The organism is Intestinibacter sp. (assembly GCF_034113885.1).
In the GTDB taxonomy this organism is placed as follows: domain Bacteria; phylum Bacillota; class Clostridia; order Peptostreptococcales; family Peptostreptococcaceae; genus Intestinibacter.
Window position 1 is genome coordinate 1 of sequence record NZ_JAXEWM010000092.1, and the last position, 26207, is coordinate 26207.

At 31.7% G+C, this 26207-nt stretch carries 24 protein-coding genes and 1 pseudogene; 2 read left to right on the forward strand and 23 right to left on the reverse strand.

Annotated elements, in window-relative coordinates; genetic code table 11:
• Positions 1-557, forward strand: a pseudogene (locus SPD90_RS05300) (hypothetical protein); the annotation flags it as partial.
• A gap of 57 nt (positions 558-614) precedes the next feature.
• Here the strand turns inward: SPD90_RS05300 and SPD90_RS05305 are convergent.
• From SPD90_RS05305 to ftsH, 3 genes are all read right to left on the reverse strand, one after another.
• Entirely contained in the window at positions 615-2186 is a 1572-nt protein-coding gene (locus SPD90_RS05305; RefSeq protein ID WP_320924537.1) for an InlB B-repeat-containing protein, read from the reverse strand.
• A gap of 253 nt (positions 2187-2439) precedes the next feature.
• A complete protein-coding gene (locus tag SPD90_RS05310) occupies positions 2440-2871 on the reverse strand; it encodes a GtrA family protein (protein WP_320924538.1) in 432 nt (143 codons plus the stop codon).
• 3 nt (positions 2872-2874) lie between these two features.
• On the reverse strand, positions 2875-4857 hold the full coding sequence (gene ftsH / locus SPD90_RS05315; protein WP_320924539.1) for an ATP-dependent zinc metalloprotease FtsH: 1983 nt from the start codon (positions 4855-4857) through the stop codon (positions 2875-2877).
• Between the two features lie 296 nt (positions 4858-5153).
• On the opposite strand from ftsH, the gene SPD90_RS05320 reads away from it, so the two are divergent.
• On the forward strand, positions 5154-6005 hold the full coding sequence (locus tag SPD90_RS05320) for a CPBP family intramembrane glutamic endopeptidase (RefSeq protein ID WP_320924540.1): 852 nt from the start codon (positions 5154-5156) through the stop codon (positions 6003-6005).
• 37 nt (positions 6006-6042) lie between these two features.
• Here SPD90_RS05320 and SPD90_RS05325 read toward each other — a convergent pair whose 3' ends face one another.
• The 20 genes from SPD90_RS05325 to SPD90_RS05420 all read right to left on the reverse strand — a co-directional run.
• A complete protein-coding gene (locus tag SPD90_RS05325) occupies positions 6043-7893 on the reverse strand; it encodes a hypothetical protein (protein ID WP_320924541.1) in 1851 nt (616 codons plus the stop codon).
• A 28-nt stretch (positions 7894-7921) separates the two neighbouring features.
• Positions 7922-8710 (reverse strand): vWA domain-containing protein, encoded by a 789-nt coding sequence (locus SPD90_RS05330; RefSeq protein ID WP_320625410.1) that lies wholly within the window; start codon positions 8708-8710, stop codon positions 7922-7924.
• Between the two features lie 42 nt (positions 8711-8752).
• A complete protein-coding gene (locus tag SPD90_RS05335) occupies positions 8753-9100 on the reverse strand; it encodes a TerY-C metal binding domain-containing protein (RefSeq protein ID WP_320924542.1) in 348 nt (115 codons plus the stop codon).
• Positions 9101-9133: 33 nt separating this feature from the next.
• The gene (locus SPD90_RS05340) at positions 9134-10387 is read right to left on the reverse strand and encodes a protein phosphatase 2C domain-containing protein (RefSeq protein WP_320924543.1); all 1254 of its coding nucleotides are present in this window, start codon (positions 10385-10387) and stop codon (positions 9134-9136) included.
• Between the two features lie 102 nt (positions 10388-10489).
• Positions 10490-11311, reverse strand: a complete 822-nt coding sequence (locus SPD90_RS05345; protein WP_320924544.1) for a vWA domain-containing protein — start codon at positions 11309-11311, stop codon at positions 10490-10492.
• A gap of 122 nt (positions 11312-11433) precedes the next feature.
• Complete coding sequence (locus SPD90_RS05350) at positions 11434-11916, reverse strand: vWA domain-containing protein (protein ID WP_320924545.1); 483 nt, start codon at positions 11914-11916, stop codon at positions 11434-11436.
• A 47-nt stretch (positions 11917-11963) separates the two neighbouring features.
• Complete coding sequence (locus SPD90_RS05355; RefSeq protein WP_320924546.1) at positions 11964-12905, reverse strand: vWA domain-containing protein; 942 nt, start codon at positions 12903-12905, stop codon at positions 11964-11966.
• 28 nt (positions 12906-12933) lie between these two features.
• Positions 12934-14271 carry a serine/threonine-protein kinase gene (locus tag SPD90_RS05360; protein WP_320924547.1) on the reverse strand — a complete coding sequence of 446 codons (1338 nt, stop codon included), beginning with the start codon at positions 14269-14271 and terminating at the stop codon, positions 12934-12936.
• 61 nt (positions 14272-14332) lie between these two features.
• Positions 14333-15322 carry a transglutaminase domain-containing protein gene (locus SPD90_RS05365; RefSeq protein ID WP_320924548.1) on the reverse strand — a complete coding sequence of 330 codons (990 nt, stop codon included), beginning with the start codon at positions 15320-15322 and terminating at the stop codon, positions 14333-14335.
• Between the two features lie 22 nt (positions 15323-15344).
• The gene (locus SPD90_RS05370; RefSeq protein WP_320924549.1) at positions 15345-16916 is read right to left on the reverse strand and encodes an SH3 domain-containing protein; all 1572 of its coding nucleotides are present in this window, start codon (positions 16914-16916) and stop codon (positions 15345-15347) included.
• A gap of 224 nt (positions 16917-17140) precedes the next feature.
• Positions 17141-17941: a helix-hairpin-helix domain-containing protein gene (locus tag SPD90_RS05375; RefSeq protein WP_320924550.1), complete on the reverse strand. Its 801-nt coding sequence runs from the start codon at positions 17939-17941 to the stop codon at positions 17141-17143.
• A 27-nt stretch (positions 17942-17968) separates the two neighbouring features.
• Positions 17969-18298: a cupin domain-containing protein gene (locus tag SPD90_RS05380; protein WP_320626882.1), complete on the reverse strand. Its 330-nt coding sequence runs from the start codon at positions 18296-18298 to the stop codon at positions 17969-17971.
• A 148-nt stretch (positions 18299-18446) separates the two neighbouring features.
• Positions 18447-19397 (reverse strand): ABC transporter ATP-binding protein, encoded by a 951-nt coding sequence (locus tag SPD90_RS05385; protein ID WP_320924551.1) that lies wholly within the window; start codon positions 19395-19397, stop codon positions 18447-18449.
• Positions 19394-20350: an ABC transporter ATP-binding protein gene (locus SPD90_RS05390; protein ID WP_320924552.1), complete on the reverse strand. Its 957-nt coding sequence runs from the start codon at positions 20348-20350 to the stop codon at positions 19394-19396. The genes SPD90_RS05385 and SPD90_RS05390 overlap by 4 nt, the downstream gene beginning before the upstream one ends.
• Before the next feature lie 15 nt (positions 20351-20365).
• On the reverse strand, positions 20366-21910 hold the full coding sequence (locus SPD90_RS05395; RefSeq protein WP_320924553.1) for an ABC transporter substrate-binding protein: 1545 nt from the start codon (positions 21908-21910) through the stop codon (positions 20366-20368).
• A gap of 14 nt (positions 21911-21924) precedes the next feature.
• Positions 21925-22770: a nickel transporter permease gene (nikC, locus tag SPD90_RS05400; RefSeq protein ID WP_320924554.1), complete on the reverse strand. Its 846-nt coding sequence runs from the start codon at positions 22768-22770 to the stop codon at positions 21925-21927.
• Positions 22770-23711 carry a nickel ABC transporter permease gene (gene nikB / locus SPD90_RS05405; protein ID WP_320924555.1) on the reverse strand — a complete coding sequence of 314 codons (942 nt, stop codon included), beginning with the start codon at positions 23709-23711 and terminating at the stop codon, positions 22770-22772. Before nikB ends, nikC begins: the two co-directional genes overlap by 1 nt.
• A 128-nt stretch (positions 23712-23839) precedes the next feature.
• The gene (locus SPD90_RS05410) at positions 23840-24574 is read right to left on the reverse strand and encodes a class I SAM-dependent methyltransferase (RefSeq protein WP_320924556.1); all 735 of its coding nucleotides are present in this window, start codon (positions 24572-24574) and stop codon (positions 23840-23842) included.
• 56 nt (positions 24575-24630) lie between these two features.
• Positions 24631-25398, reverse strand: coding sequence for a class I SAM-dependent methyltransferase (locus SPD90_RS05415; protein WP_320924557.1), 768 nt, complete (start codon positions 25396-25398; stop codon positions 24631-24633).
• 173 nt (positions 25399-25571) lie between these two features.
• The coding region (locus SPD90_RS05420) for a TcaA NTF2-like domain-containing protein (protein WP_331680517.1) at positions 25572-26207 on the reverse strand (636 nt) is incomplete at its 5' end.

The window sequence follows — 26207 nt, forward strand, 5'->3', positions numbered from 1 at the left end:
AAGCAGTATCTAGAGTTCCTATCCAAACAGACACTGGAGACTTTAGATTGCTTAGCCGAAGAGCTATAGAAGCTCTAAAATCATTTCCAGAAAAACAAAGATACACAAAGGGTATGTTTAGCTTAATAGGATTTAAGAAAAAAGAAATTTTATTCGACAGAGATCCTAGAATCGCCGGTACTACTAAGTGGAATTACTTCAAGCTGATAGATTTGGCTATAGATGGAATAGTTTCATTTACTATAGCACCACTTAGAATTGCAACCTTTCTAGGTATATTTACTGGAATTGGTGCATTTGCTTATATGATCTTTATATTTGTGAGAACCTTAATTCAAGGAGTAGATGTACCTGGATACGCTAGTACAATTTGTATATTATTATTTGTGAGCTGTGTTCAGCTTATATCTATAGGTATAATAGGAGAATATCTAGGCAGAATATTTATAGAAGTCAAGGGAAGACCTCTGTACTTTGTAGAAGAGTACTGCGGCAAATTCGATGAAGAATCTAGCGTAGATTCTGACTGTGATATTGCTATTTCTACAGCTAAATAACTACAAGCAAAAGAGCTATATAGTAAAATTACGCTTTACGATATAGCTCTTTTTATATTAATTATTTAATAATGTATTTATAGTTGTAGAACCCTTCTTATATGGTGAATAAACCTTATATTCATTGCCAGCCTTATCCTTGTAAATTACATAAGCTGATGCTGTTATTGGTTCATCAAATTGATCTCTTGGTATATTTACTAATGTTCCTAAATAAGTCACATAATTTTCTGCTTCATTTACTTCATAGTTTACTTTACCTACAGATTGTGCGATTTGTGGAGTATCTAGTGTTAATGATTCTCCTTCTGGTAGTAATTTAACTGGAAGTATTATAGTTCCTTTTTCTACGATTTCATCACCATCATTGTAGATCTTAGTACCAAATCTGATTCCACTCTTATCATCTACTATCGCTTTAACTTGTGCTCCAAGCATATCTACATGAGCCCATTTAGCCTTGTATCTTGTATCTTCTGTATATGTAGCACCTGATTTGTATTCTGTAGTTATGTTGTCAGTATCCTTGTACCATCCTACAAATGTATATCCCTCTTTTGTAGGAGTTTCTGGTGTATAGTCTAGCTGTTCATCTGCATTTATTGTTTTAACTACATTTGTAGTCCCATTATCTGCATCAAATATAATATTTCTTCGATTAACATATGAAAGTCTAAAGAATTCTACATCATATGATACAGTTCCGAAGCTACCTGTAGCTGTAACATTATATACCTTGCCATCTGTAAGAGAAAATCCTAAAGGTTTAAATATTATACAACCTGGTTGCCCATAGTAATCATTATTTACATAAAGATATCCATCTATTGATGAATCAGAAGAGAAATTCCATTCTTCACCTGTATTTTTACATGTAAGCTTTACTGTTACATCTGATGGATTTGATATATATTTTCCAATAGTTAAAGACCATGGAGTGTCTTTATCATAATACTCTATAGGTGTCATTTGAGCTGGCCATGCTACTTTATCTGTGCTCAATGTACTATAATCATGAGCATACATAGTTTGGTAAATTCCAACTTGTCCAAATCCAGTAGCTTGCATAGTAGGATTTAATATCCATCTTCTATGTCCTACTGTTTGTCTATTACTAGCACTCTTATCAACCATCCAACCTTCTACAATAACTCTATTTAGATCTTGATAAGTAGAATAAGCTATATTTCCCTTGTTACAACCTGTATAACCTTTACTGTATAATTCATCACTCATACCTTCTGGCTGATCTGGATAATGTGAAAGAGTTCCATTTGCAGCTAATACTAATGCACCTGCTTGTGAATATTCATTGTATTTGTCACTAAGCTTAACCTCAGAAAGCCCTGCGATGTATCTCATTAAATTTAAAGTGTCTAAAGCTGAATTCAACGTTTCATCAGTTAATTTTCCCGGTGCATATGGTTGTGTTATACTTGGTTCTTCTGAATATTGAGTTTTGAAATTTAAGTTTATATTTTTTTGTTGAATATAATTATAGATTTCTTGCTTAGTATGCTTTTCTACATCTAAGCCTTGTACCTCTTCTGCACTTGCAAATACTACTGATGTAAGTACCATCGTAAAACACAGAACACTACAAATTAGTGATTTAGCTATTTTTTTCATAAACTCTACCCCCTTTTTTTATATTAATATAGTAAATTATTATTTTTATCATTTCAATAATTAAAATTAAAATCCTTCTATAAGTATACTAAAAATACAATAAACCTTCCTATATAAAATAAAAAAAGAGAATCTACAAAACAAATTTCTCCGGGATTAAAATTTATTTTATTAGTTTCTCTTTCTTAAAACTATTATATTACTTTAAAAGTATATCTTTATTTTAAAAAATAATTTATTTTTTAAATATATATTATGCATATTTTGGTTCGTCTTTTTTCTTAAATATTATCAGCTTACTACAAACATAATTTAAAACTATAACAACTACATTAGTGACTATCTTTACAACTAAATCGTTAATTCCAGCTAAAGTAGCCATCACGAATATTATCATAAGCTCTACAACTCCAGAAAAAATTCTACAGCCTACAAATGATGAAAATTCTTTGATTATATATTGTAATCTAGTTTCTTTGCTTTCAAACACAAAGATTTTATTTGTAACATATGCAAATACAACAGATGCTATCCATGCAATTGAATTTGAAATCAATATGTCTATATTGAATAATCTAGTACACACAAGGTATGTAACTAAATTAGTCAAAAATGTAAATCCTCCAAAGATTACATATAAAATGGCTTCTTTATACTTTTTAAACAACTCTTCTATCTCTCTCACTCCTTATTTTTTGTCGAGGTCTACAGTGCTTTCTCCTTTTTCAAGACTCACACCTTCACCTACAACCTTAAATTCACTACCTTCAACTTCATCTATTATACCACTTGATTTTGAATTTGTGTCATTTTGTAATAAATTTGTATCCAAATTGTTATCTTTATTTAAGATTTCCATAAACTCTTCACCTGTTATTGTTTCTTTTTCAAGTAAGAATTTAGATAATTCGTGGAGTTTTTCTTCGTTTTCTTTAAGTATATTCATAGCCTTTTTATGTGCTGATTTTATTATACTTAAAACCTCTTGGTCTATTTTAGTAGAAGTTTCTGGTGAACAAGTAAGTGATGCATCTCCTCCTAGATATTGGTTTGTAACTGTTTCAAGTGCCATCATATCGAAATCTTCACTCATACCGTATCTAGTTACCATTGCTCTAGCTATTTTAGTTGCTTGTTCTATATCGTTTGAAGCTCCTGTTGTAAATGAGCCAAATATTAATTCTTCTGCTGCACGTCCTCCTGTAAATGTAGCGATTTTATTGAATGCCTCTTCCTTAGACATAAGGACCTTTTCGCCCTCTTCAACCTGCATTGTATATCCAAGTGCACCTGAAGTACGAGGGATTATAGTTATCTTGTGAACTGGAGCAGATTCAGTTTGCTTAGCTGCAACAAGCGCATGACCTATTTCGTGGTAAGCTATTATTGATTTTTCTCTTTGAGATATAACAGCTCCCTTTCTTTGGTAACCAGCTATTACTACTTCTACACTTTCTTCTAGGTCCTCTTGTAAAACTTGATGTCTTCCCATTTTGACTGCACGCAATGCACCTTCATTGATTATATTTGCAAGCTCTGCACCACTTGCTCCTGCTGTAGCTCTAGCTATAGCATTGTAGTCGATGTCCTTTGCCATGTGTACGCCTTTAGAATGTACCTTAAGTATCGCTTCACGACCTTTTAAATCTGGAAGCTCTACAGGTATACGTCTGTCAAAACGACCTGGTCTAAGCAATGCCTTGTCTAGTGAGTCTGGTCTATTAGTCGCCGCAAGTATTACAACACCTTTTTTACCATCGAATCCATCCATTTCTGTAAGCAATTGGTTAAGAGTTTGTTCCCTCTCGTCATTTCCTCCTGGCATTCCAGTATCACGTTTTTTACCTATTGTATCTATTTCGTCTATGAAAACTATACATGGAGCCTTTTCGTTGGCTTGCTTGAATAAATCTCTGACCTTAGCAGCACCCATACCCACAAACATCTCGACGAATTCAGATCCTGATATTGAGAAAAATGGCACCTTAGCTTCACCAGCTACAGCCCTAGCAAGTAAAGTTTTACCTGTACCTGGAGGTCCTACAAGGAGAGCTCCTTTTGGCATTATCGCACCGATTTCTTCGTATTTTTTAGGATTATGAAGGAAGTCTACTATTTCTGTAAGTGCCTCCTTGGCTTCGTCCTGTCCAGCTACATCGTCGAATGTCTTTCCTGTCTGTGCTTCTACATAGATTTTGGCATTGCTCTTACCAAATTGCATAGCATTTGAGCCTCCACCCATTCTCTTAGTCATAGACTTCATAAGCCAATTTCCTATAAATAAGAATATCGCAAGTGGCAATACCCAGCTTACTATGAAGTTAACTATCCATGAATTTTCATCCTTGATTTGTTTTGTAAACTTTACATGCTTATCTTGCAAAGTCTTAACTAAATCAGGATTTTCAACATATCCTGTATAGTATGACTTTTTATTGTCCTTATTATTTTCTGTTTCTTTTAAATTATACACTATCTCTGTATCACTCATTTGAACCTCTGACACCTGTCCAGCTTCAACCTGAGTTAAAAATGTACTGTAATCCACTTCTTCATATATACGAGAATTTATGCTAGGTAAAAATAAACTATTTAGCATAACTACAAGTATTAAAATTAAAAAGAAATTAAAATAATTAAAATGTTTTGGTTTGTTTTTTTCCTCTTTCATTATAATCACCTTTCCTATCTATATCTGTAAATTTTAAATTCGATTTAATAAGCTATATTATATCTTATTATTCTTTAAAAAAGATTAAATCATTCTTAAATAATTTACATCATATATATTATTGTATATCCCCCTCTACTATAATATCTCTTTATTATCTAAAGCTTGGATATCCATATTCTAACATAAATATAAGCTATTCTTATTAATTGAATATGTATTTTTATAAAAATTTTATATAATTAAAATATACCCTTAAAAAGGTAATTTACACAATTTTAAGTGGAGGTGTTTTTTTGAAAAAACAAGAATTCAACGAAGTAAAAATTATATCTTCTGTAGCAGTCTATATATTGATTAACTTTTTTGTGATGCTCGTGGCTTTTTTTATAAATGAAGATATTTTAGATTCTGATATAGATTCACTCCAATTGATTTCAGATATTTTATTTATTTTATTTTTGTTTTACAAATTTAGAGTTACCTTTAGAAAGCTCGGCAATCTAATCCGAGATTTTATAGAAAAATTAAACATGAAAGAGATTATAAATGTCGTCTTCACCCAAATCTGTATATCTATAGGAACTACACTGTTGATTCTAGCTGTATTTTGCATAATCGATATAGATACTGCAAATTCACTAAATAGCGCTTCAAATGAAGTATTTAAAAACACTTTAATATCCTTTATAGTAACTGTAATAGCAGCACCTATAGTTGAGGAATTGCTTTTTAGAGTTGTATTTTTTAAGAGATTATCTAGGATTTTCGATGTGTACGTCGGTATGGTAATTTCTTCTATATTATTCGGTATTTTACATGTGGAGCTCGCTGTAGTCGGTGCTGTAACTTTCGGAATTGCAAATTGTATCTTATATTTAAAATATAGAAATATACTGATACCTATGACTGTGCATTTTTTAAATAATTTATTGGCGAGCCTACCTATGTTATTTTCCAATACTGCCTCTTCAGCTGAAGCAGAATTAATTACAAAAAGTGATGCCTATTCATTTTTAATATACGGTATAATTATTTTTTCGATCGGGCTTATTTTATTCATTAGATTTATCATAAAAAATCGCCAATATATAGAAAAAGACGCCCTTGATATGAAGGTTTATAAATTTAAAAAAGGATTGCTTTAAAAATAGCCCCTCGTTCATCGACAAGGGGCTAAAATTTTTAAGCTTGACGTATAATCCATCTATTTTTTACACTGCTTTTGTTTTCTGGATAAAAATCAATCACAACTCCATTTGTCACGACAATAACCTTTCCTGGAGGGAATTTCTTGATTTCATTTCCTTTTTTTGCATACCATTCGTGGTTAGACATGTTTTTTATACCAATAAGCTCTTTACGTTTAGCGTTTTGTATTACTTTACCTATTACTTGTAGATGATCAACATCTTCATAGCCAACTAATTTATTTGAGATTTCAGTTCCTGGAACTAAATCCAATAATATTGTATCGCTATTTTTTTGATCGACATACGCAAATGTAGTGCATAATTGGTATTTTGGTATAGAATTATCCTCTGGCTTTTTAGGAGCATCCTTGTTTATTTCTATTACCTTTGTCTTTTGTTCGAAATCCTTGCTTTCGTCAACATTTTCATTTTTTTCAGGTTTTAATTTTTGAAGCTTTTCTATAATGCTTTCTTTTTTAGGTTCTTTAGTCTTAGGAGGCTCCTTCTTAATATTTTTTGAATCCACAATATTTTTAAATCTTGTAAGAACCTCTATAAATGTTTTATCCTCTGCACGAGCCTCTGGATCTTCAATTCCTGCGACAAAGTTTTGCTTAAATAACAGCTTTATTTCTTCTGAGTAAAATCTATTCCAGTATTTTATCAATACAGAATGTATTCCATAAACTGGTAGATTACTCTTGTCCTTGTAGCTGTATACAAATACTGGGTTTTCATAATATTTAAGCTCATCTTCCTTAGTATAACAAGGAGTGTTTAAAGACTTAGTACCCTCAAATGGGTCATTTTTAAATAAAAGCCCAAATAGCAAGAACGCCATACTATGCTTGTCTGTATTTGCATTTGGTCTAGCTTCTTTTCTTAAAACTTCAGGAGCACAAGTTTTTTCGTAAATAACTTCGTAAGTATCGTCGTCTAGTGAAACTATCTTTTTATCGTCTATTATTTTACACTCTCTCTTTGGAGTGACGATTATATCCTTTGCTGTTATTCCGTTAAAACAGCTATCTAAGCTGTGGACACTTGCAAAAAGATTGCATAGCTGTATGCACACATATAAATTTTCACTTATACTATTGAATTTAGCATTTCCTGATATATAGCTTTCTAGGATTTCGCCGTTTGTTCCGATTAATTCTTTAAAATCCTTTGGTTTTACTATATCTACCTCTAATTCATCCTTATCTACAGCTATTTCAGGAGATACAACTGGTATAGTCATCGGCTCTACATCTTCTTCTGATTCTATTTTTATAGATGTATCATCCTCGTCATTATCATCTTCTATATCCTTATTTTTTTCAACAGGAAAATCACCTAAGTCAATTCCCCATTGCATTTGTTGTTTCATTTCTTCATCTTTTCTAGCTTTCTCAGCTTCTTCAGCTTGATCCTGTGGATTTATTTGTTCGCTAGTTTCTTGAGTATCTTCTGGTTTGTGGATATATAGATAATCATCGTCCTCGTTATCTTCCTCCACAGCTTGCTCTTCTTGTGTACAACTTAACTCGCCTTCAGAAGCATCTTCTATAGGAATCTCTGTAGATGTATCTCCTGTACGAGTATTTTTCTCGATTTCAAGGCTCTTTTCTATTTGATTTTCATCAAAACCATTTTCTCTAAGATAATTCTCATAACTAGCTCCTAATTCATCAGATTCTAAGTTTTCCACAAATTCGATTTCTATCTCTCCGTCACTTTTAGATAAATCCTCATCGTTATCCACTAAATCACAATCCTCTAATCCATCGATAAGATCATCATTTTCCAAAGGTACAATTCCGTCATTTTTTCGAACCTGTTTTCTCCAGTCTTTATCCATCTATTTTCACCTCCTGTCTAGAATCTGGTTATTCCCAACCGTCTTCATATTCAAGATCTATAAATTCATCATCGTTTACAGTATCCTGTACTGTTTTTATCATTTCTTGTTCCTTAGTTCCCTGTACATCCTCGTAAGAAAACTCTTCATTATCATCCTTAGATACAGTCATACTCTTACTTCCTATTTGAGAGGATGTAACTGCAATTGTTCTGACTAATTTTATAAGCTGAGCTGTATTTGATGCCTTGACTACAAGCTCTTTATTTTCTGTAAACTCCTCTAAAACAGCTTCATTAAAGTAATCACCTATTCCAAGCGCAACCTTTATTCCGTATTTATACCAGTTATTACTCTTTAATATTTGTAAGCCCTTCTTGTAGTTGTCTGTAGGATATCCATCTGTCATCAAGAAAATTACAGGGGCGTAACTCAAAGAAGGCGCTTTTAAGAATTTTTTTCTAGATAGCATAGCTGCCAATTCTTCAAATGCCATACCTAAATCAGTGATTCCACCTGCTTGTAAATCCTTCCATTTATTATTTTCGTCTACAATAAATGGCTCTGATGTCTCCCACTTGCATCCACTTGAAAAAGAAAGCACTGCGTATTTTAATTCTGTATTAGAACCACCAACGCCTGCAAGCTCTGGTATTATCTCTCTCATTACTCTATTTAAATCATCTATTTTCTTGCCCCTCATACTCTCAGACGTATCTATAACAAAAAATATAACCATACTTTTTTTAGAAATAGGTTTTGCCTCTAAAGGGTCATAATCTTCGAATTCAAAATCTAAATCAAGCTCTTTTGACATATTAACTTTCCTTTCTTTATACTAGAATATCGAGTAATCGGCTTAGAATCCTCCACCCTTTACCTCTAACTCATCTACAAGCTGTATTTTACTAGTGTTTCCACACCATGCACATGTAGTCACATCGCTACCATCCCAGCAAGTAATCTTTCCACATTTACCACATGTAAAAAAGCTTCTAGCTCCACAATGTGGGCAGCCTGGATATTCATCTGTAGTTATAAAGCTTCCTTTTAAAGTACTTTGTGATTCAAAGCCCTCTTTAGCTGCAATGCGTTCATCTATATCAAAGGCCCATGTTAATAGCCAATTTCTACCTTCTTTTTGTATTCTTGCACCAAAAGGTCTTCTATTTTTTTGACATTTTATCATTATTACGTTTGCTTCCATTGATTTACCTCCTCAATGAAAATATTTTTAAAATTAACTGTTTAGTAAATCTTGTAATTTTTCCTTTTCTTTTTCTTTGATTTCTATATTTTCTTTTTCTAGCTCTTGATCTTCAAGGTTTTTATTTTTCTCTTGCTCCTTCATTTGATCTATTTTTTCATATTTTTCAAATTCCAAATCAAGTTCGATTTTTTTTTTATTTAATTCATCTGATTCTTGCTCTATTTTTCTCAATTCCTCTTCTAATCGTTGTTTTCTCTCCACTAATTTTCTATTGTAGTCTTCTAACTTACGTCTTTCATCATTTATTTTGACTAAATTTTCTCTATTAGCTTTTCTTTCACTTATGATTTGCTTCATTTTGAAATTAAGAGTATTGATTTTTTTCTTTGAAAGATCGATTTGTTCATCTATTTTGTTTAGTTTTCTTCTAGTTTGAAGTCCTTCGATAACTCCATCGTAGGCGTCGATATCAAATATTATAGAAATAGATATATCGTCTTCACTACCGTCTCTAGAGCGTTGTTCAAATAGCTTTATCAATCTCTCTTCCATTTGGATTATTTTTTCGTCGTCATCAAGCTTTCCTAATTCCATAGCTATAGCTTGATTATAATCTAAAAAGTCACTATCATTTGCAAAGGATTTTACAAGACCATCTGTAGATACCATTATAGAAAAAGGCATCTCATCAAAGAAATGTGTCACAAATCCATTATATGAATCAGAACTACTTAATGAAGAGGTGTAATTTGCCTTGCTATTTGTATCTTCTATAGGTATATAAGCCTTTCCATGCTTGTCTATTACTACAAAGCTTCCATCACCTATTAAAAATCCAAAATTACATTTTTCACTCATTACTCCTACTAATAGAGTTGTTCCGTAGACAGAAGAAACTTTGTCGCTGTTAAATACTCCACCTAGATATTTATCTATTTCTTCCTGTGTAATAGGATCTTCATTTAAATCTTCTCTTATTTTTTCATGCCATTTTGTTATGGTCATTTTTACGATTCTATCTATAAGGTATTCTTTATCTACTTGATAGGCATCTACAAATCTTTCGTAATCGTTCATATATTCATAAATACTATCCTTAGCTGCTTGTGCTGCAAATTGAGAACCTCTGTCGCTTCTAAAATGCTTTTTAGATCCATGTCCATCTGCAACTGCCGCCATTACATAGTTTTTATTTTCTAAATCTAATTGTGCACAATCCTGGCAATCTGTTCCATTGTCTATGTGACTTTGGCCTATTGTAACTGCGCTTATTCCTTTTAACAATCGATTCACCTCCTGGGCTACATATATATTGTTATATTTGTTTATTTTTAAATTTGCTAGGACAATTCTGCCCTAGCAAATCATATAAGAAAATCTATAAAACTAATCGTCCCAACCATCGTCAACATCGAAATCTTCAACAAAGGCTTCGTCGTTTTCCATAGTTTCTTTTATAGTATCAGCTAATTCTTTTTCTTTTGTTCCAAGAACATCTTCTTCTGTTATTTCTTGTCCGTCTTCTCCGCTAGTCAATGTCATACTTCTACTTCCTATTTGTGAAGATGTTACTGCTATAGTCTTAACTAATTTAGCAAGCTGATCTGAAGTTTTTGCTGTAACAACTAGTTCAGGATTTCCTGTGAATCTCTTTAATATCTCTTCATCGAATTTATCACCTATACCTAGAGCAACCTTTAAGCCGTATTTATACCAGTTGTTGTGTTGAAGCTTGTCTAAACCACCCATTGCATCATCTGTTGCATATCCATCAGTTAATAGGAATATTACTGGTGCATAGCTTAATGATGGAGAGTTTAAAAATTCTTTTCTTGAAAGCTTTTTAGATAATTCTTCAAAAGCTTCTCCTAAATCAGTAAGTCCTTCTGCTTTAAGTCTTGTCCAATATTGATAATCGTCTACTGACATAGGCTCTTCTGTAATCCATTTACATCCATCAGAAAAAGTCATAACTGCTAGTTTTATATCAGTTGTAGCTCCACCTAAGCCTCTTAATTCTGGAAGTAATTCCTCCATAGTTGTATTTAATGTTCCTATTTTTTTACCACTCATACTTCCTGATGTATCGACTAAGAAGAATACAACTAAGTTCTTTTTAGAAATTGGTTTGACCTCTAATGGATCAAAATCTAAATCTGTAAATTCGTCTCCTGTTATTTCTCTATCTTTGTGTAAATCTAGTGCCATATCTAGCCCTCCTTCTTCATAAAAATCTTCTTCATATATAATTTATAAAAAAATACTATTAATTCTTTTTCTTTTCTAACAAGTACATCCTCTGGTATAACTTCTCTACCTTCTTCATTAGTCTAATCATCCCAATCATCACAAAAATCGAAATCTTTATTGAAATCTTCAACTAATATTTCTTGTTCATATTCTATGTTAGTCAATGTCATACTTCTACTTTCTATTTGTTTAGGTTTTATTTCTATTGCTATAGTTTTAATTAACTTAGCAAGCTTATCTAAAGTTTCTTCTGTAACAACTAACTCTGGATTTCCTGTGAATCTCTTTAATATTTCTTCGTCGAATTTTTCACCTATACCTAGAGCGACCTTTAAGCCGTATTTATACCAATTGTTATGTTGAAGCTTTTCTAATCCTCCTATTGCATCGTCTGTTGCATATCCATCAGTTAATAAAAATATTACTGGTGCATAGCTTTCAAAAAAAGAATTTAAAAATTCTTTTTTTGAAAGCTTTTTAGATAATTCTTCAAAAGCTTCTCCTAAATCAGTACGTCCTTCTGCTTTAAGTCTTGTCAAGTATTGATAGTCGTCTACTGACATAGGCTCTTCTGTAATCCATTTGCATCCATCAGAAGTGAATCACAATCTTAATATGTAAATTCATCTGATATATCAATTTCGATTACATCCTCGTATGAACCCTCTTGTTCTTTATTTTCAACTATAGGAATTGTTACTCCTTTAATTTCCCTTTTAACTAAATACCTATCAAGTAAAGCATTCGTATAATTTTCTACTTGCGAATGATTGTATATCCACATCGTCAAAATATGCTTGATAGCTTCTGCCAATTCTTTTTCTTTTGTATCAATTATATCCTCTGATGTAGCTTCTCTTCCTTCCTGTTCATCAAACCATGTCATACTTCCACTTTGCATTTGCGAAGATGTTAATTCTATAGTTTCAACTAATTTTGCAAACTTGTCAGGAGCTTTTGCTGTAACTACTAGCTCTGGGATTCCTGTAAATACCGTTAATAATTCTTCGTCGAATTTTTCACCTATACCTATAGCGACCTTTAAGCCGTATTTATACCAATCGTTATGTTGAAGCTTTTCTAATCCTCCTATTACATCGTCTGTTGCATATCCATCAGTTAATAAAAATATTACTGGTGCATAGTTTATTGATGGAGAATTTAAGAATTCTTTTCTTGAAAGCTTTTTAGATAATTCTTCAAATGCTTGCCCTAAATCAATAAGACCTTCTGCTTTAAGTCTTGTCCAATATTGATAATCATAAACTGACACAGGTTCTTTTGTAATCCACTCACAACCACTTGAAAAAGTCATAACTGCTAATTTTATATCAGCTAGCGCCCCACCTAAACCTATTAATTTTGGAAGTAATTCTTCCATAATATTGTTTATTGTCCCTATTTTTTTACCACTCATACCTCCTGATGTATCTATTAAAAAGAATAAGACTAAATTCCTTTTAGAAATAGGTTTTACATCTAGTGGGTCAAAATCTAATTCTTTAAATTCATCATTTGTAATATCTGTATCTTGGTCTAAACTCAGTGACATTTCTACGCCCCCTTGTTCATTAAAATCTCTATAATTTTGCTATTACACCTTTTCCAAAGTCTATAGTCATTCCTCTACCTAAAGCTCTAGCCTTACCTGGTTCAAGTTCTTTGACTTCACCACTTGGGAGAGTGCATTTCCATGTGTCGTTTGTATTGTTTTTAATTCCCATTACACCTTTGTGTTTTTTGTTTTCAACTATAGTAGCTGTCACTGTATTGAAATCGTCATTTCCCTTCGCTGTAAAGCATTTATATAATTTTTGTCCTGCAAACATAGGTATACTCACATCGCCAAATTGCATTGACAAGAATTTGCTTGAACAAGCAGGACATATATATACATTTTCTTTATAAGAATAAGCGTTAGAAAATCTAACTCTACCACAGTCACAAGGAATTATATTAGATCTTAGGCGAACAAATAATTTTTGCCATTCATTTTCTATAATTCTGTGGTTAGGATTTTGAATTCCTGTTGTAAATGATCTGATGAAAGCATCCTTTATATATTCTGGATAAACCTTCCATAGATTGATTACATTGTCATGTACTTCTTTAACTGGTCTATTAGATTTATTATTAGGATCGTATATAAATACTGGTTCCTTTCCATAATGTTTTAAATCTGCACCCTCATGTAAGCACACGCTCTTTAGAACCTTAGCCCCTTCAAGTGGGTCATGTCTAAATAATAATTTAAATAATACAACTGCTAGAGAGTATTTGTCTGTTTGTACATCTGGCTTAGCTATTCCTCTTACTATTTCAGGAGCCATATAGCCTGGCATACCAGCTATACCGAAGTTTTCTCCCTCTGGAGCTATATTATCGCAGTCACAAACTAATAAATCTCCTGTTTTTATGTCTATGTAGAAACCTCCATCATTTAAATCTTGGTAACTCTTACCAGCTCTGTGAAGCTCTCTGAAGGCTATTACAATATTTATAGCTGCATTTACAACTGCTTCTAAGCTTTGGAACTTAACTGGTACTTTTCTTATTTCATTTTTACCTGCTACCTTTTCTATTTTATATGTATTTAAAATATCTGTAAGACCTACATAGTTAGAAGGTATTAAATTCATTAAATATCCGAAGCTTCCATGCTGATTACCTTCTGTCAAATATTGTGGCCATAAGAAATTGTCGCTTGGAGATTTATCATCTATATTATTTCTTATATTATGTCTAAATGCATTAGGCTCTCTTAATTTATCGTAAAAATACCATTTCAATGCATATTTCTTGCCTTTATATTCCACAAGATAAACAACACCTTGAGCACCTCTACCAAGTTCACTTATTATCTTAGCGCTATCACCATATTCAATCTTAACAGATGAACCTATTTTTAACTCTGCCATATTATTTCACCCTTTTCTTTCTGCTTTTATTTTATAAATATTTTATTTTCTATATTATATATTAATTTATTCTAATTAAATAAACATCTTGAGTATCATTTGACTCTACAGTATAATTTTTGAAAAAATAACAAGTCTTCAAGCATGCTGCATTTACAGCATCTCGTATTAATGTCCTAGCATACTCATCTTCACTGCAGTAAAGCTTAAAATAAATATTTTTACTGCCGTTATTTTCCTTGATATTTTTAAATTTATCTAATATAAACTTATCTAATTCTTTTTTTCCATTTATTATACACTTATTTTCATGGAAATAATTATTTTCTAAGCTATTACATACTTCAAGCTTTTCAAAATTTCTATGATCTCTCAATATATCATATTCTCGTAGATTAAAATAATCGTATCTTATATATTTAAATCTTTCAGATAAATTTATGTTCCATGTTACATCTATGTGGTACCATTTTTTATTTATCTTAACCATATTCCAAGCATGGCTCTGCTTAGGTGCGTACTCATTCCACGAATCCCCTAGAATTACATTACAGTTAATTCTAGCCAAATCGCACATATGCTTAAATGCCTTAGATATTCCATCACATACAGCCTCTTTATGTATAAAGCTACCAACAATCGTATGACATTCTACATCATCTGGAGTGTGGTCGTATTTGTACTTTATGCTGCTCGTCAAGCATCTATGGATATATCTTTCTCTTTCTAGATTAGAAGGCATAGTTTTTATCTTCTCTTCAAAAGGCTTTAAGATAGAATTTATTTTAGCTTTTATATCTTCTGTTTTCTCCCTATCATAGACGTATATCGGCTCTATCCAGACATACTTGTCTATGTTATAGTATGCAATTTGATAGGGATTAACATAAAACATCATGGGATTATCGTTTATAACCATATAATAGATGTCCCTTGCAAATTCCATTTTTCCTTTTACTGCTATTTTTTCTTCAAAATTTTGTAATGAAAAATAAATTTTCTTATAAATTTCTCTTCCTTCTTCATTCAGCTTACTAAAATAATATTTCATAATATTTCCTTTATATAAACCTTTATTCTTCGACTTCCTCTACTACATTAGAGCTAATCCAGTATCCACCTTCGCCTTGTATATAAACCTCATACCAAACTCTCTCAGGCTTTGTTATTGCCTTTCCTGTAGTATATAGAGTATGTCCTTTATTAACGGTCATCTCTACATCTGAATTTATATTTGCTCTATCTCTGATATTTGCAGCCTCCTCAGTTACAATTATAATTTTAGGAACTACATTTATAACAGAGCTACTTATCCATCCTTTTTCATTGTATAAATTTACTTCATACCAAACTTTGCCATCGTTTGTATATGATTTTCCAGTTAAATTTAATACTTCATATTTTTCAACTATTCTAATTGATTCTGAGTCCTTATTTGCCTCTCTTCTTATATTCGCGGCATCTGTTTTTACGCATCCAAATTTGCCATCGTAAATTTTATCAGATATAAATTCTACTGCATTTCTTGAAAGTATATGATAAATACTATTGTGATCATATACTAATCTAGGCTCAAATACACCACTGATTATGAATATAATAATAAATAAAGCAGACCACTTTACTATAGTTTTATTTTCTTCCTTTATAGTAGATGGAATACTTTTCATTTTAACCTGTAATGCATCGAATTTTTTTTCATAATCCTGAATCAATGCATAAGTAACATTATAATCATCCAAATTCTTAACTGAGCCCGATGATACATTTTTTAGAGTAAAATCCACAGCACCTTTTAAATTTATATATTTATTGTAGGTACTTCTTTTAGCCAATTTAGCCTTCAAATCCTTTAAATTTCTAAATGTCCCTTTCAATAGACGTATTCCGCAAAAAACACCAAATATACCTAAAACCAACATTTTTTTATAAACATAGCCTTCTTTTAATACAAGTAAATATGATGCCATCATAAGTATACATCCAATAATTATAAATACGTTTATAAAGGCAGACGCAAATAAATTAAGTGGTTTCAATTGTGAAACACTGTTTCTGTAAAATTGTATAACATTATCTGTTTTTTTATGTAGTAAATCTAATTCGTATTCTAGCTTTTGTATTTTATCGCTAGTAATTGTAGTTGTTCTTTTTCGATTTTTACGCTTATTTCTATATGTATCTTGTTGGTTTACAGTTTGTTTTTTATTTGTATCTGTATTATTATTATCTGTCTGTTTTGTCGTAGTCTTTTTTACAGTTTCCTTGGTATTATTTTTAGAATTAGCCTTTTTTTCTTGAGCTTTTATTTCTTCTATGCTGATTATTTTATCTGTCCATTTTAATCCATAAGAAAAACAATTTAAAAGATAATCGATTCTAGATTTATTTATTTCATTAGCCTCCAAAATACTTTTTGCTTTTTTCTTTTGCTCTTCTCTATCTAGATTCTTTGTTTCAGCTTCGATTAAAGGTTTGATTGCTCCACTATTAATCGCATCTAATACCCAATTTATCTTCATTTTTTCCTTTGGTATAAGATCGGTTAATACGGAATATACGACTTTTTCATTTTGAAATGTTTCTACTCCTAAATGTTCATATATATATCGCAAGGACTCGCTTAAGTTTTTATCCCTTCCCATATACATTTTTCCTCCAAATTTTAATAAGTTTTACATTCTATTCTATAATTCTATATTCTATATCATACTTTAAAATAAGTCGATTATCAATATTTATTTAATTGATTTTTGTCATAAAATTGCTTCCAATAAATCACAGTAATTAAAAGGAAATCGAGAGCAAAACAACAATATCTTGCCTCAATTTCCCAATTTAATATCCTATAAATTGTCAATCTACTTTTTTAATACATATCTCTGTCTTTAACAGTCGCCTTTTCTCGTATTTGATCTGTATACGCTGAATCTATATGCATCATATCCATAAACTCTTGTACTGAATTGAAGCCACCAAGCATAGTTCTAAGAGATATTGCCTTATCTGCTATTTCTTGAGTTACTCCTGGAAGCTGTAGTAAATCATTTATAGAGCAATTGTTTATGTTTATTATACCGTCAGTATTTACTGGGCTATCTGTATTTTTCTTGCTGTAAGATACATATTCGCTGTTATCTAGAATTTCCTCATTTCCTTTAACTATAGATTCATCGTAATACTCTTTAAGCTCTTCATCCTTTGTATCATAATCTCTATAGCTCATTTGAGAATGATACGTACTGTCTAGATGAGTATCATTTCCACTACTTTCTATGTAATCTTTTCCTTTATATTGTTTTTTTACATTCTTTCTTAATTCTTCTAATTCTTGATCCTCTATACCATTAGTAAGTATATAATCTCTTCTTATAAGGTATTCCTTTCTAACTAAAAATGAATGTATAAATCCTACAATTAAGCTAGCAATCCATATTATTACAGCAATAGTTGATATAAAATCATACACTGGATTATATACAAATACACCTGCTAATATCAAAGATATAATATAAATCAAAAAGTATACTATTCCTATTACCTTCCACTTAGTTGTTTTAGATTTTGTTCCAATATACAAAAATGATAAAAAAGAAAATCCAAAAAATGAAAGTATTATCCACCATGAATTAAGGATCTCCCATATCAGTCCTCGTCTTGTTATTGACATTTTCTCACACCTTTCAAATAACTATTTTTATTTTATAAAATCCTCACGCATAGGAGTAAAAGTATCTACTACTACGCTCTCTTCTAAAGCAGTTAATGCATGTGGTTCGTTTGGAGCCATAAGCATAGAATCTCCCTTTTCTAATATATGAGTTTCATCATTTATTGTAGCCTTTAATTTTCCACTTACAACGTAAGTACATTGTTCATGTGGATGTGAATGCATAGCTGCTGTTACACCTTCTCTTTCAAAGTGAACTTCACAGACCATTAGATTATCGCAGTAATTTACTATTTTTCTATTTAATCCTTCTGCCATTTGTGCTATCTCTAATTCTTTACTAAAAGAAAATTTCATATACATCCTCCTCCCGTTATTTTAAATATACAATTCATATATAAATTTTATCACATTATAATAATATTTATAAATACTATTAGAAAATATTCTTGTATATAGTTAAAAAAATAAAATTGAGGTCATAAAATAAATAACCTCAATTTTATTAATTATAACAAGCCACAAAGTGATTGTCGTTTATTTTTTTTAATTTAGGCGATGATTTTAAGCATTCATCGCTTTTTAAATTGCATCTACTGTAAAACTTACATCCACTGTGAGGTATTGCTCCTTCTTCAATTGATATATCTGGTATTTTCCAATCGATATCGCCTATTGGAAAAATTGAATCGACTAATAGCTTTGTATAAGGATGCATAGGGTTATCTATAACCTCTTTTGCCAATCCAGCCTCCACTATGCTTCCTTTATTTAAAACTATAATCCTATCACATAGCAATTCGACTAATGCTAAGTCGTGGCATATAAATAAGTAGGTAATGTCGTTTTTTTTCTTTAATTCATTTAATAAAGAAATTATCTGACCCTGAATCGACACATCTAGCGCACTAGTTACCTCATCACATACTAAAATTGTTGGGTCTACTGAAAGCGCCTTCGCTATAGCTGCCCTTTGACATTGACCGCCGCTTAATTCACTTGGGTATTTATCTGCACATTGCTCTTCTAAGCCCACTAAATTCAGTAGTTCATTTATCTTAGTTTTTCTGTCTTCTTTAGAGACCTTATTGTTTTTAAGAAGCTCATCTATGCTTTTTCCTATTTTCATTCTAGGATCAAAGCACCCAACTGGATCTTGGAATACCATTTGTATATCTTCGTATATTTTTCTAAGTTCTCTTCCCTTTAAATTTGTAATATCCTTGTTTTTTAGAATAATTTGCCCTTCTGTAGGCTTTTCAAGACGAGTTATCTGCTTGGCAAGCGTGCTTTTTCCACTTCCACTCTCTCCGACTATCCCGAAAAATTCACCTTTTTTTACACTAAAGCTGATGTCCTCTAATGCCTTGAATTCATCATCATTTTTGGAGTATGTCTTTGTTATATTTTTTACTTCAAGTATTGTATCGTTGTTATTTTTTAAGTAATCTATCATAATGCAATATCCTCCATCAATACTTCACAAAGGCTCCAATGGCTATCGTTGTAATATTTAGGCTCTTGTTTTATAGATTTGCAAATACTAGAAGCATATTCACATCTATCTGCAAATGGGCATCCGTCTTTTCTATCTGTAAATTTAAAAGGATCGCCGCCTATACTTTTAGGAATATTTCCTTTTATAACTGGCACTGATTTTATCAAGGATTTAGTATATGGATGCTTTGGGTTGTTTATAATGTCAAATTTATCTCCATATTCCATCATTTGTCCGCCGTATATTACACCTATTTTGTCAGACATATAAGATACAACTCCTATATTATGACTCACTAAAATTATACTCGTATTCATTTTTTCTCTCATTTTCATAAGCTCTCTTACAACTTGTGCTTGAACCGTTACATCTAGAGAGCTAGTCGGTTCATCAGCCAAAATCAGTTTTGGCTCAAGCATCATAGATAAAGCTATTGCAACTCTCTGATTCATACCTCCACTTAGCTCAAATGGATAACTATTCCAGACTCTCTCTCCGTCTGACAATCCCAAGAACTTAAATGTATCTAATGCTTTTATTTTTATATCTTCCTTTGAAATATCCTTATGGCTTCTCATAGTTTCAATAATCTGCTTGCTTATTTTTCTAATCGGATTAAAAAACTCTAGAGGATTTTGAAATATCATAGAAATACCGCTACCTCTGATATCTCTATATTCTTTTAAAGACAAGGACGTTATATCCTTGCCTTCAAAAGCTATAGTTCCAGATTGAATAGATGCGTTGTTTCCCAATAATCCTATTATAGATTTAATTAGAGTGCTTTTTCCACTTCCACTCTCTCCGACTATTCCGATTATTTCACCCTCGTTTATACTGAGGTTTATATTCTTTAAAATATTTACATCACTATAAGAAACACATAGATTATTTAAATCTAATATGCTCATTTTTCCTCCTATCTACTATTCATCTATAGATACATCTTTATTTAATTCGTAGTAATCACTTGTACTTTGTTTAAATCCACTTACATTGCTCTTCATAGCATATCCTTTAGTAAGATGAGCTACATAAGAAAATGCCACATCGTCATTACCTATTTGAACTATTTCATTTGCTAGTTTTGCACGTTTATCTTGATCAAATTCTGTAGATAATTCATCTACTAATTTGTCTACTTCTTCATTGCTGTATTTTCCGTAGTTACAAGCACTATCAGAACCATAACAATATCCTATAAAGTAGTATGGATCTCCTATTGGAGCTGTAGTCCAGCTGTATGCACATATATCAAAATCTCCTGCACCTAATTGATCTTCTACAGCCTCGTATACATTTATATTTGCAATTTCGATTCCTACTTCTTTTAGCTTATCTTGTAATGCAGTTGATATGTCTTTAAGCTCTGCTCTTGAAGAATAAGTGATTATATCGAAAGACAATTTTTTACCGTCCTTTTCTAATATTCCATCATTATCAGTATCTTCACATCCAGCCTCTTTAAGTAGCTTCTTAGCCTCTTCTACATCATAGCCATTATCCTTTACATCTTTGCCTATATCCATAGTGCTTGGGAATGCACCCCTTGCAACTACACCAGAGCCTTGTAATAAGCTAGATACATAGCTTTCTTTGTCTATACACATATCTATTGCTTTACGTATATTTTTATCGTTTAATAATTCGTTTTTAAAATTATAATAAAGCATATAAACACGAGAAATTGAATTAGTATCTACCTTATAATTATCGTCATTTTCAAATTTTTGTAAATTAGTAAATGATAAGCCTCCTGCTACATCTATATCACCAGATTGTAATGATGCCGCTAATGTATCATTATCCTCTATATATTCAACTGTCACCTTGTCTAGCTTGACATCTCCATCCCAGTAATTTTCATTTTTATCGACTACACATTGCTTTTCGTCAAATGATTCGACTACAAATGGACCAGTTCCTACAGGTTTAGTTTTCATATCTTCAGAATCAACATCTAATATAACTAGGTCTGGGTCGCATAATTGATTTATCAAAGCTGGATTGGGTTTAGTAGTTTTTATAGTAAGTGTTTGTCCATCAGCTTCTATTGAATCTATAGATAGAGCTTGTCCTGCAGCGATATCTTTATTATCTAAAACTCTCTGAATTGATGCTTTTGCTGCCTCTGCATCCAACTCTTTTCCATTTGAAAAAGTTATATCGTCTTTTATTACGATTTTCCAAGTTGTATCGTCTACTGTTTCATAATCCTCAACTAGCCATGGCTCTATTGTACTGTCATCATTAACTTTAAATAATGTCTCCCCTATGCCATAGCGAAGGGTAAACCATCCATTATAACTAGCTTCAGCTGGGTCTAGAGAACCAGTCGTAGCATATACCCCTGTTCCATAAACTAATTCCTTTCCTGATTCCTTCGAATCTGAAGAATTACTACAGCCAGTAAATATTCCAACTGATAATACTGCTGACAGTAAAAGTGCTACTGTTTTCTTTAACTTCATTTTGGTTTTCCTCCTTAAATCTCTTTATATCTTGGATCTAAATAATCTCTTATACTATCGCCGAGATAATTTAAAATCATAACAGTTATTATAATTGCACAGCCTGGATATAAAACTATCCACGGACAGGTCTGCAAATAACTTCTACCTTCATTTAACATATATCCCCATTCTGCTGTAGGTGGAGCTACTCCCAAGCCTAAAAACGACAATCCCGCCAATTCAAGCATTGTAACCCCTATATCTAGCATTACAGTTATCATTATTTCTCCCATAATATTTGGTATTATATGTTTGACTATAATATTAAAATCTGATAATCCAGATACCTTACATGCTTGTATAAATGTGTTTTCTTTGATAGAAATCGTCTTGCTCCTAGCTAATCTAGCGAATTTAGTCCATCTAACTGTAACAAGTGCGATGATAGCATTTACAATACCTATTCCTAGCATACCAGCTATAGCAACTGCGAGTACCATTCCTGGAAATGCCAGAAAAATATCAGTTATTTTAGATATAAAGGAATCAACCCTTCCTCCAAAATAACCTGCTGCTACTCCTAATGCGACACCTATCACAGTAACTATGATTACTATAATTATCGAACCGAATATAGATGGAGCTCCTCCACATAAAACCCTAGAAAATACATCTCTTCCAAATTTATCTGTCCCAAATAAATGAGCACTGCTTGGAGCACTAAGCGATATCGATAAATCTTGTGCATTAGGGTCATATGGAACTATATAAGGAGCTAAAATACAGATAAATAAAAGTATCGCTGTAAGTACAACTGATATAATCAAATTGAGCTTTGTATTGCTTATTTTTCTGCCTTTTTTTAATGAACTCTCCATTAGCAATCCTCCTGACTTGATTTTATTCTAGGGTCAATAAATCTATAAACTATATCTGTAATCAAGTTTATAACTACAAATGCAACCGCAATCCACACGACATATCCTTGAAGCAGTAAATAATCCCTCTTAGTAATCGCCTCTATAGATAGCTTTCCAAGTCCAGGCCACATAAAAATCGTCTCGACTATACACGTACCTCCTAAAAGTGAACCAAACGAAAGTCCTATCAATGTCGAAATAGTTAGCATAGCATTTTTTAAAACATTTACATATACTATAGTATTTTCCTTTATTCCCCTCGATCTAGCTCCAATTACATAAGGCTTTTCGAGCTCCTCTAATATAGCAGCTCTAATTTGTCTAATATACTTGCACGTCATACCAAGACCTAGCGTTATTGTCGGCATTATAATTGAAGATGCCTGCTTATCTCCATATGCAGGTAGTATTTTGAGTTTTATAGAGAATATATAAATCAATATTAATGCTAAAAAGAACCCAGGTACAGCAGAACCTATAAATGATAGCATTCTAATAATATAATCCGCTATTTTATTTCTCTTAACTGCTGATAAAATTCCAAGAGGAATCGATACAATCAGTGTAAACAGCAATGAACTCACTGCCAGCTCAACAGTTGGAAGTACTGCATTTAATAGAGTTTGAGTAACCGGCTTGTTTGTGATATATGAATTTCCAAAATCACCATGCAAACAGCCTATCAGCCAATTGAAATACTGCTTCAAAAAAGGTTCATTAAGCCCCAAGCTCTCTCTAAGACTATCTATCTCTGCCTGAGTAACTATGCCACCACTTGCCTTTAGCATTAGCTCAGCTGGATCACTTGGTGATAAATACATAAGCAAAAATGATAAAAAAGAAATACCGAGCAATATTGGTATTAGGTTTAATAGCCTCTTTTTTATATACTTTCCCAAAAAAATCCCCTCTTTCTGACTATCTTTTTCGTAAACAAGAAAATTATGAAAGCCCTATAGCAAACTGTTTTCATAACAATTTTTAATAAAACTTTCATAATTCCATTCTCAACAATAAATATTTAATTTTATACACTTGCCATTTTAACTGCGCAAACCTTGAACATAGGTGTTGGATTATAAAAATCATCCTTAACCTTGTAAATTCTTTCACTAACCTTGTAATCAGTTTTACATGATTCAAATCCAATTTGTTTTAAATATTCCTTATCCCACACCGGTCTTTCTCTTTTACTTATGTCTAATTCTTCCTTTATATTATCACATTCCTCCATTAAATCAACCTCTATTTTAGAATGTGCGTGATCTTCACCTAAAGTTTTTGCTTCCTCTTTAAAAGAAACCTTGCCGTAATCAGCATCGAAGTTTAAAAGCACACCGTCCTTTTTAAGAACTCTGTACCATTCCCTATATGCTTTTTCTATATCTGGAAGTGTCCATGTCAAGTTTCTAGAAATAACTACATCGAACTCTTCATCATCAAAATCTAATTCTTGAGCATTCATAACTCTAAAATCTATGTCGTAATCCAACATATCTGCAATTTGCTTTGCTCTATCTATCATTGATTTAGTTAAATCAATTCCTACTACCTTATGTCCTAAAGATGCCAATATCACTGAGAAAAACCCTGGTCCACATCCTACATCTAGTATTTTTAAGTTTTCTTTGTCAGGTAAATTTGATATTATCTCATCTTCCCATAATTTTCTCTTGTCGCTGTTTAATTCTTCTACACGTAAATCGTAAAATTTGTCACTTCTTTTTGACCAGTAACTTTCTATTCTGTCTTCTAAATTCACTTTAAATCTCCCCTATACTACCTTAATTTTACTTTTATATTTTAATATAAATCAATTTATTTTTCAGCTATTATCATAAACATTGGAGTTGAACCGTAGTTTAATTTTTCTTCTTCATTCCATGTTTTTGTCCATATATTTTGATCTATTTCTATATTTTTAAATCCTATTTTATTTAAAACCATTCTATCCCAAACAGGTCTTTGGATTTTGCTTAGTGGAAGCTGTCTAGCTATTTCCTCCATAGAATCTATATCTGTACATGTGTAGTGGTCGTCCATCCCTGAAAGCTCTACATTTTTTCTATCGTTTTCGTATTCTCTTCTCTTTTCTTCATCGAAAAGATGTAAATACCAGTTAGCATCGAAATTTATCATTTTTCCGCCGTCTCTTAAAACCTTGTACCAACTATTATATGCTCTTTCTGGATCCTTTAAGTTCCAAGTAAGATTTCTAGTAACTATTAAATCAAATTGTCCTTCATCGAATTCTAAGTTATGAGCATCCATTCTTCTAAATTTTATTTTATCAACTAAGCTACCAGCATTTTGTTTTGCTTTGTTTAACATTTCTTCTGTATAATCTACAGCAGTTACATCGTATCCTGCTGATGCTAATATTATAGAGAAAAATCCTGGTCCACATCCTATATCTAATACCTTTAATCTTCTATCCCCTGCGAAAGTTGGTGCATTAGATTTTATTATATCTATCCATTCAAGCTTTTTATTGCTTTTTAATTCATCTATATTTACTTGGCAGTAACCTTCAGCTCTATTTGTCCAATATTTTTCGTTTTCCTTTAAAAATTGATTCATCTTCATATTCTTTCCCACCCCTAAATTTCTTTTTAAAATAAAAAAGGTCACAAAGACACCATGCGCTCTTTCGCACTAGTATCTTCGTGACACTGTTAATTCATTGTTTATTTAATTAATTTAATAATAGCATATTGCTACTATATATGTCAATTATACATATATATCAATTTAGAATACTATATTTTGTATTGTTCTAAAAGCTTCCAATTTTCATATCTGTCTATAAGCCATTCACCTGAACGTTGAACTGCTATAAATTCCATGTATTCTTTTTGATATTTAGTTTCTCCTTCTTTATAAACATTATATTCAATTGTCATGCCTACTCTATATTGTCCACTTTCTTGCTTCATGCTGTTTTTTGTGTATCCTATAACATCTACTTGTATTCCCTTTTCATAACGCTTAGGAATAGCTTTTGATAATTCCTTATGGAATGCACCTGTTGAAGTTAGATATGGTTCTACATATGAAATTTCTCCATAATTCACAGCATCTGAATAATTTTCTAAATATCCCTTCACAACTAGATCAACCTCACTATTTGAATCTAAGCTAGATTGTTGTGAATCATCCACATCTTCTGCTTCAACCTCTAAATAGATAGTCTTTATTTCCTGACCATCATATAAAATTCTAATATTAGTACCACCTGCGTTTTTACCATATATTTGGCATGTACTTCCTGAGCCTGATACACTAGCTATATTTGAATCATCTACTGTATAAGATAGCTTTGATTCATCAAGATCTTCATCATCTAATACGACTTGAATTTTCCCATCTTCATTTGCTGGCAATATGTAATTTTG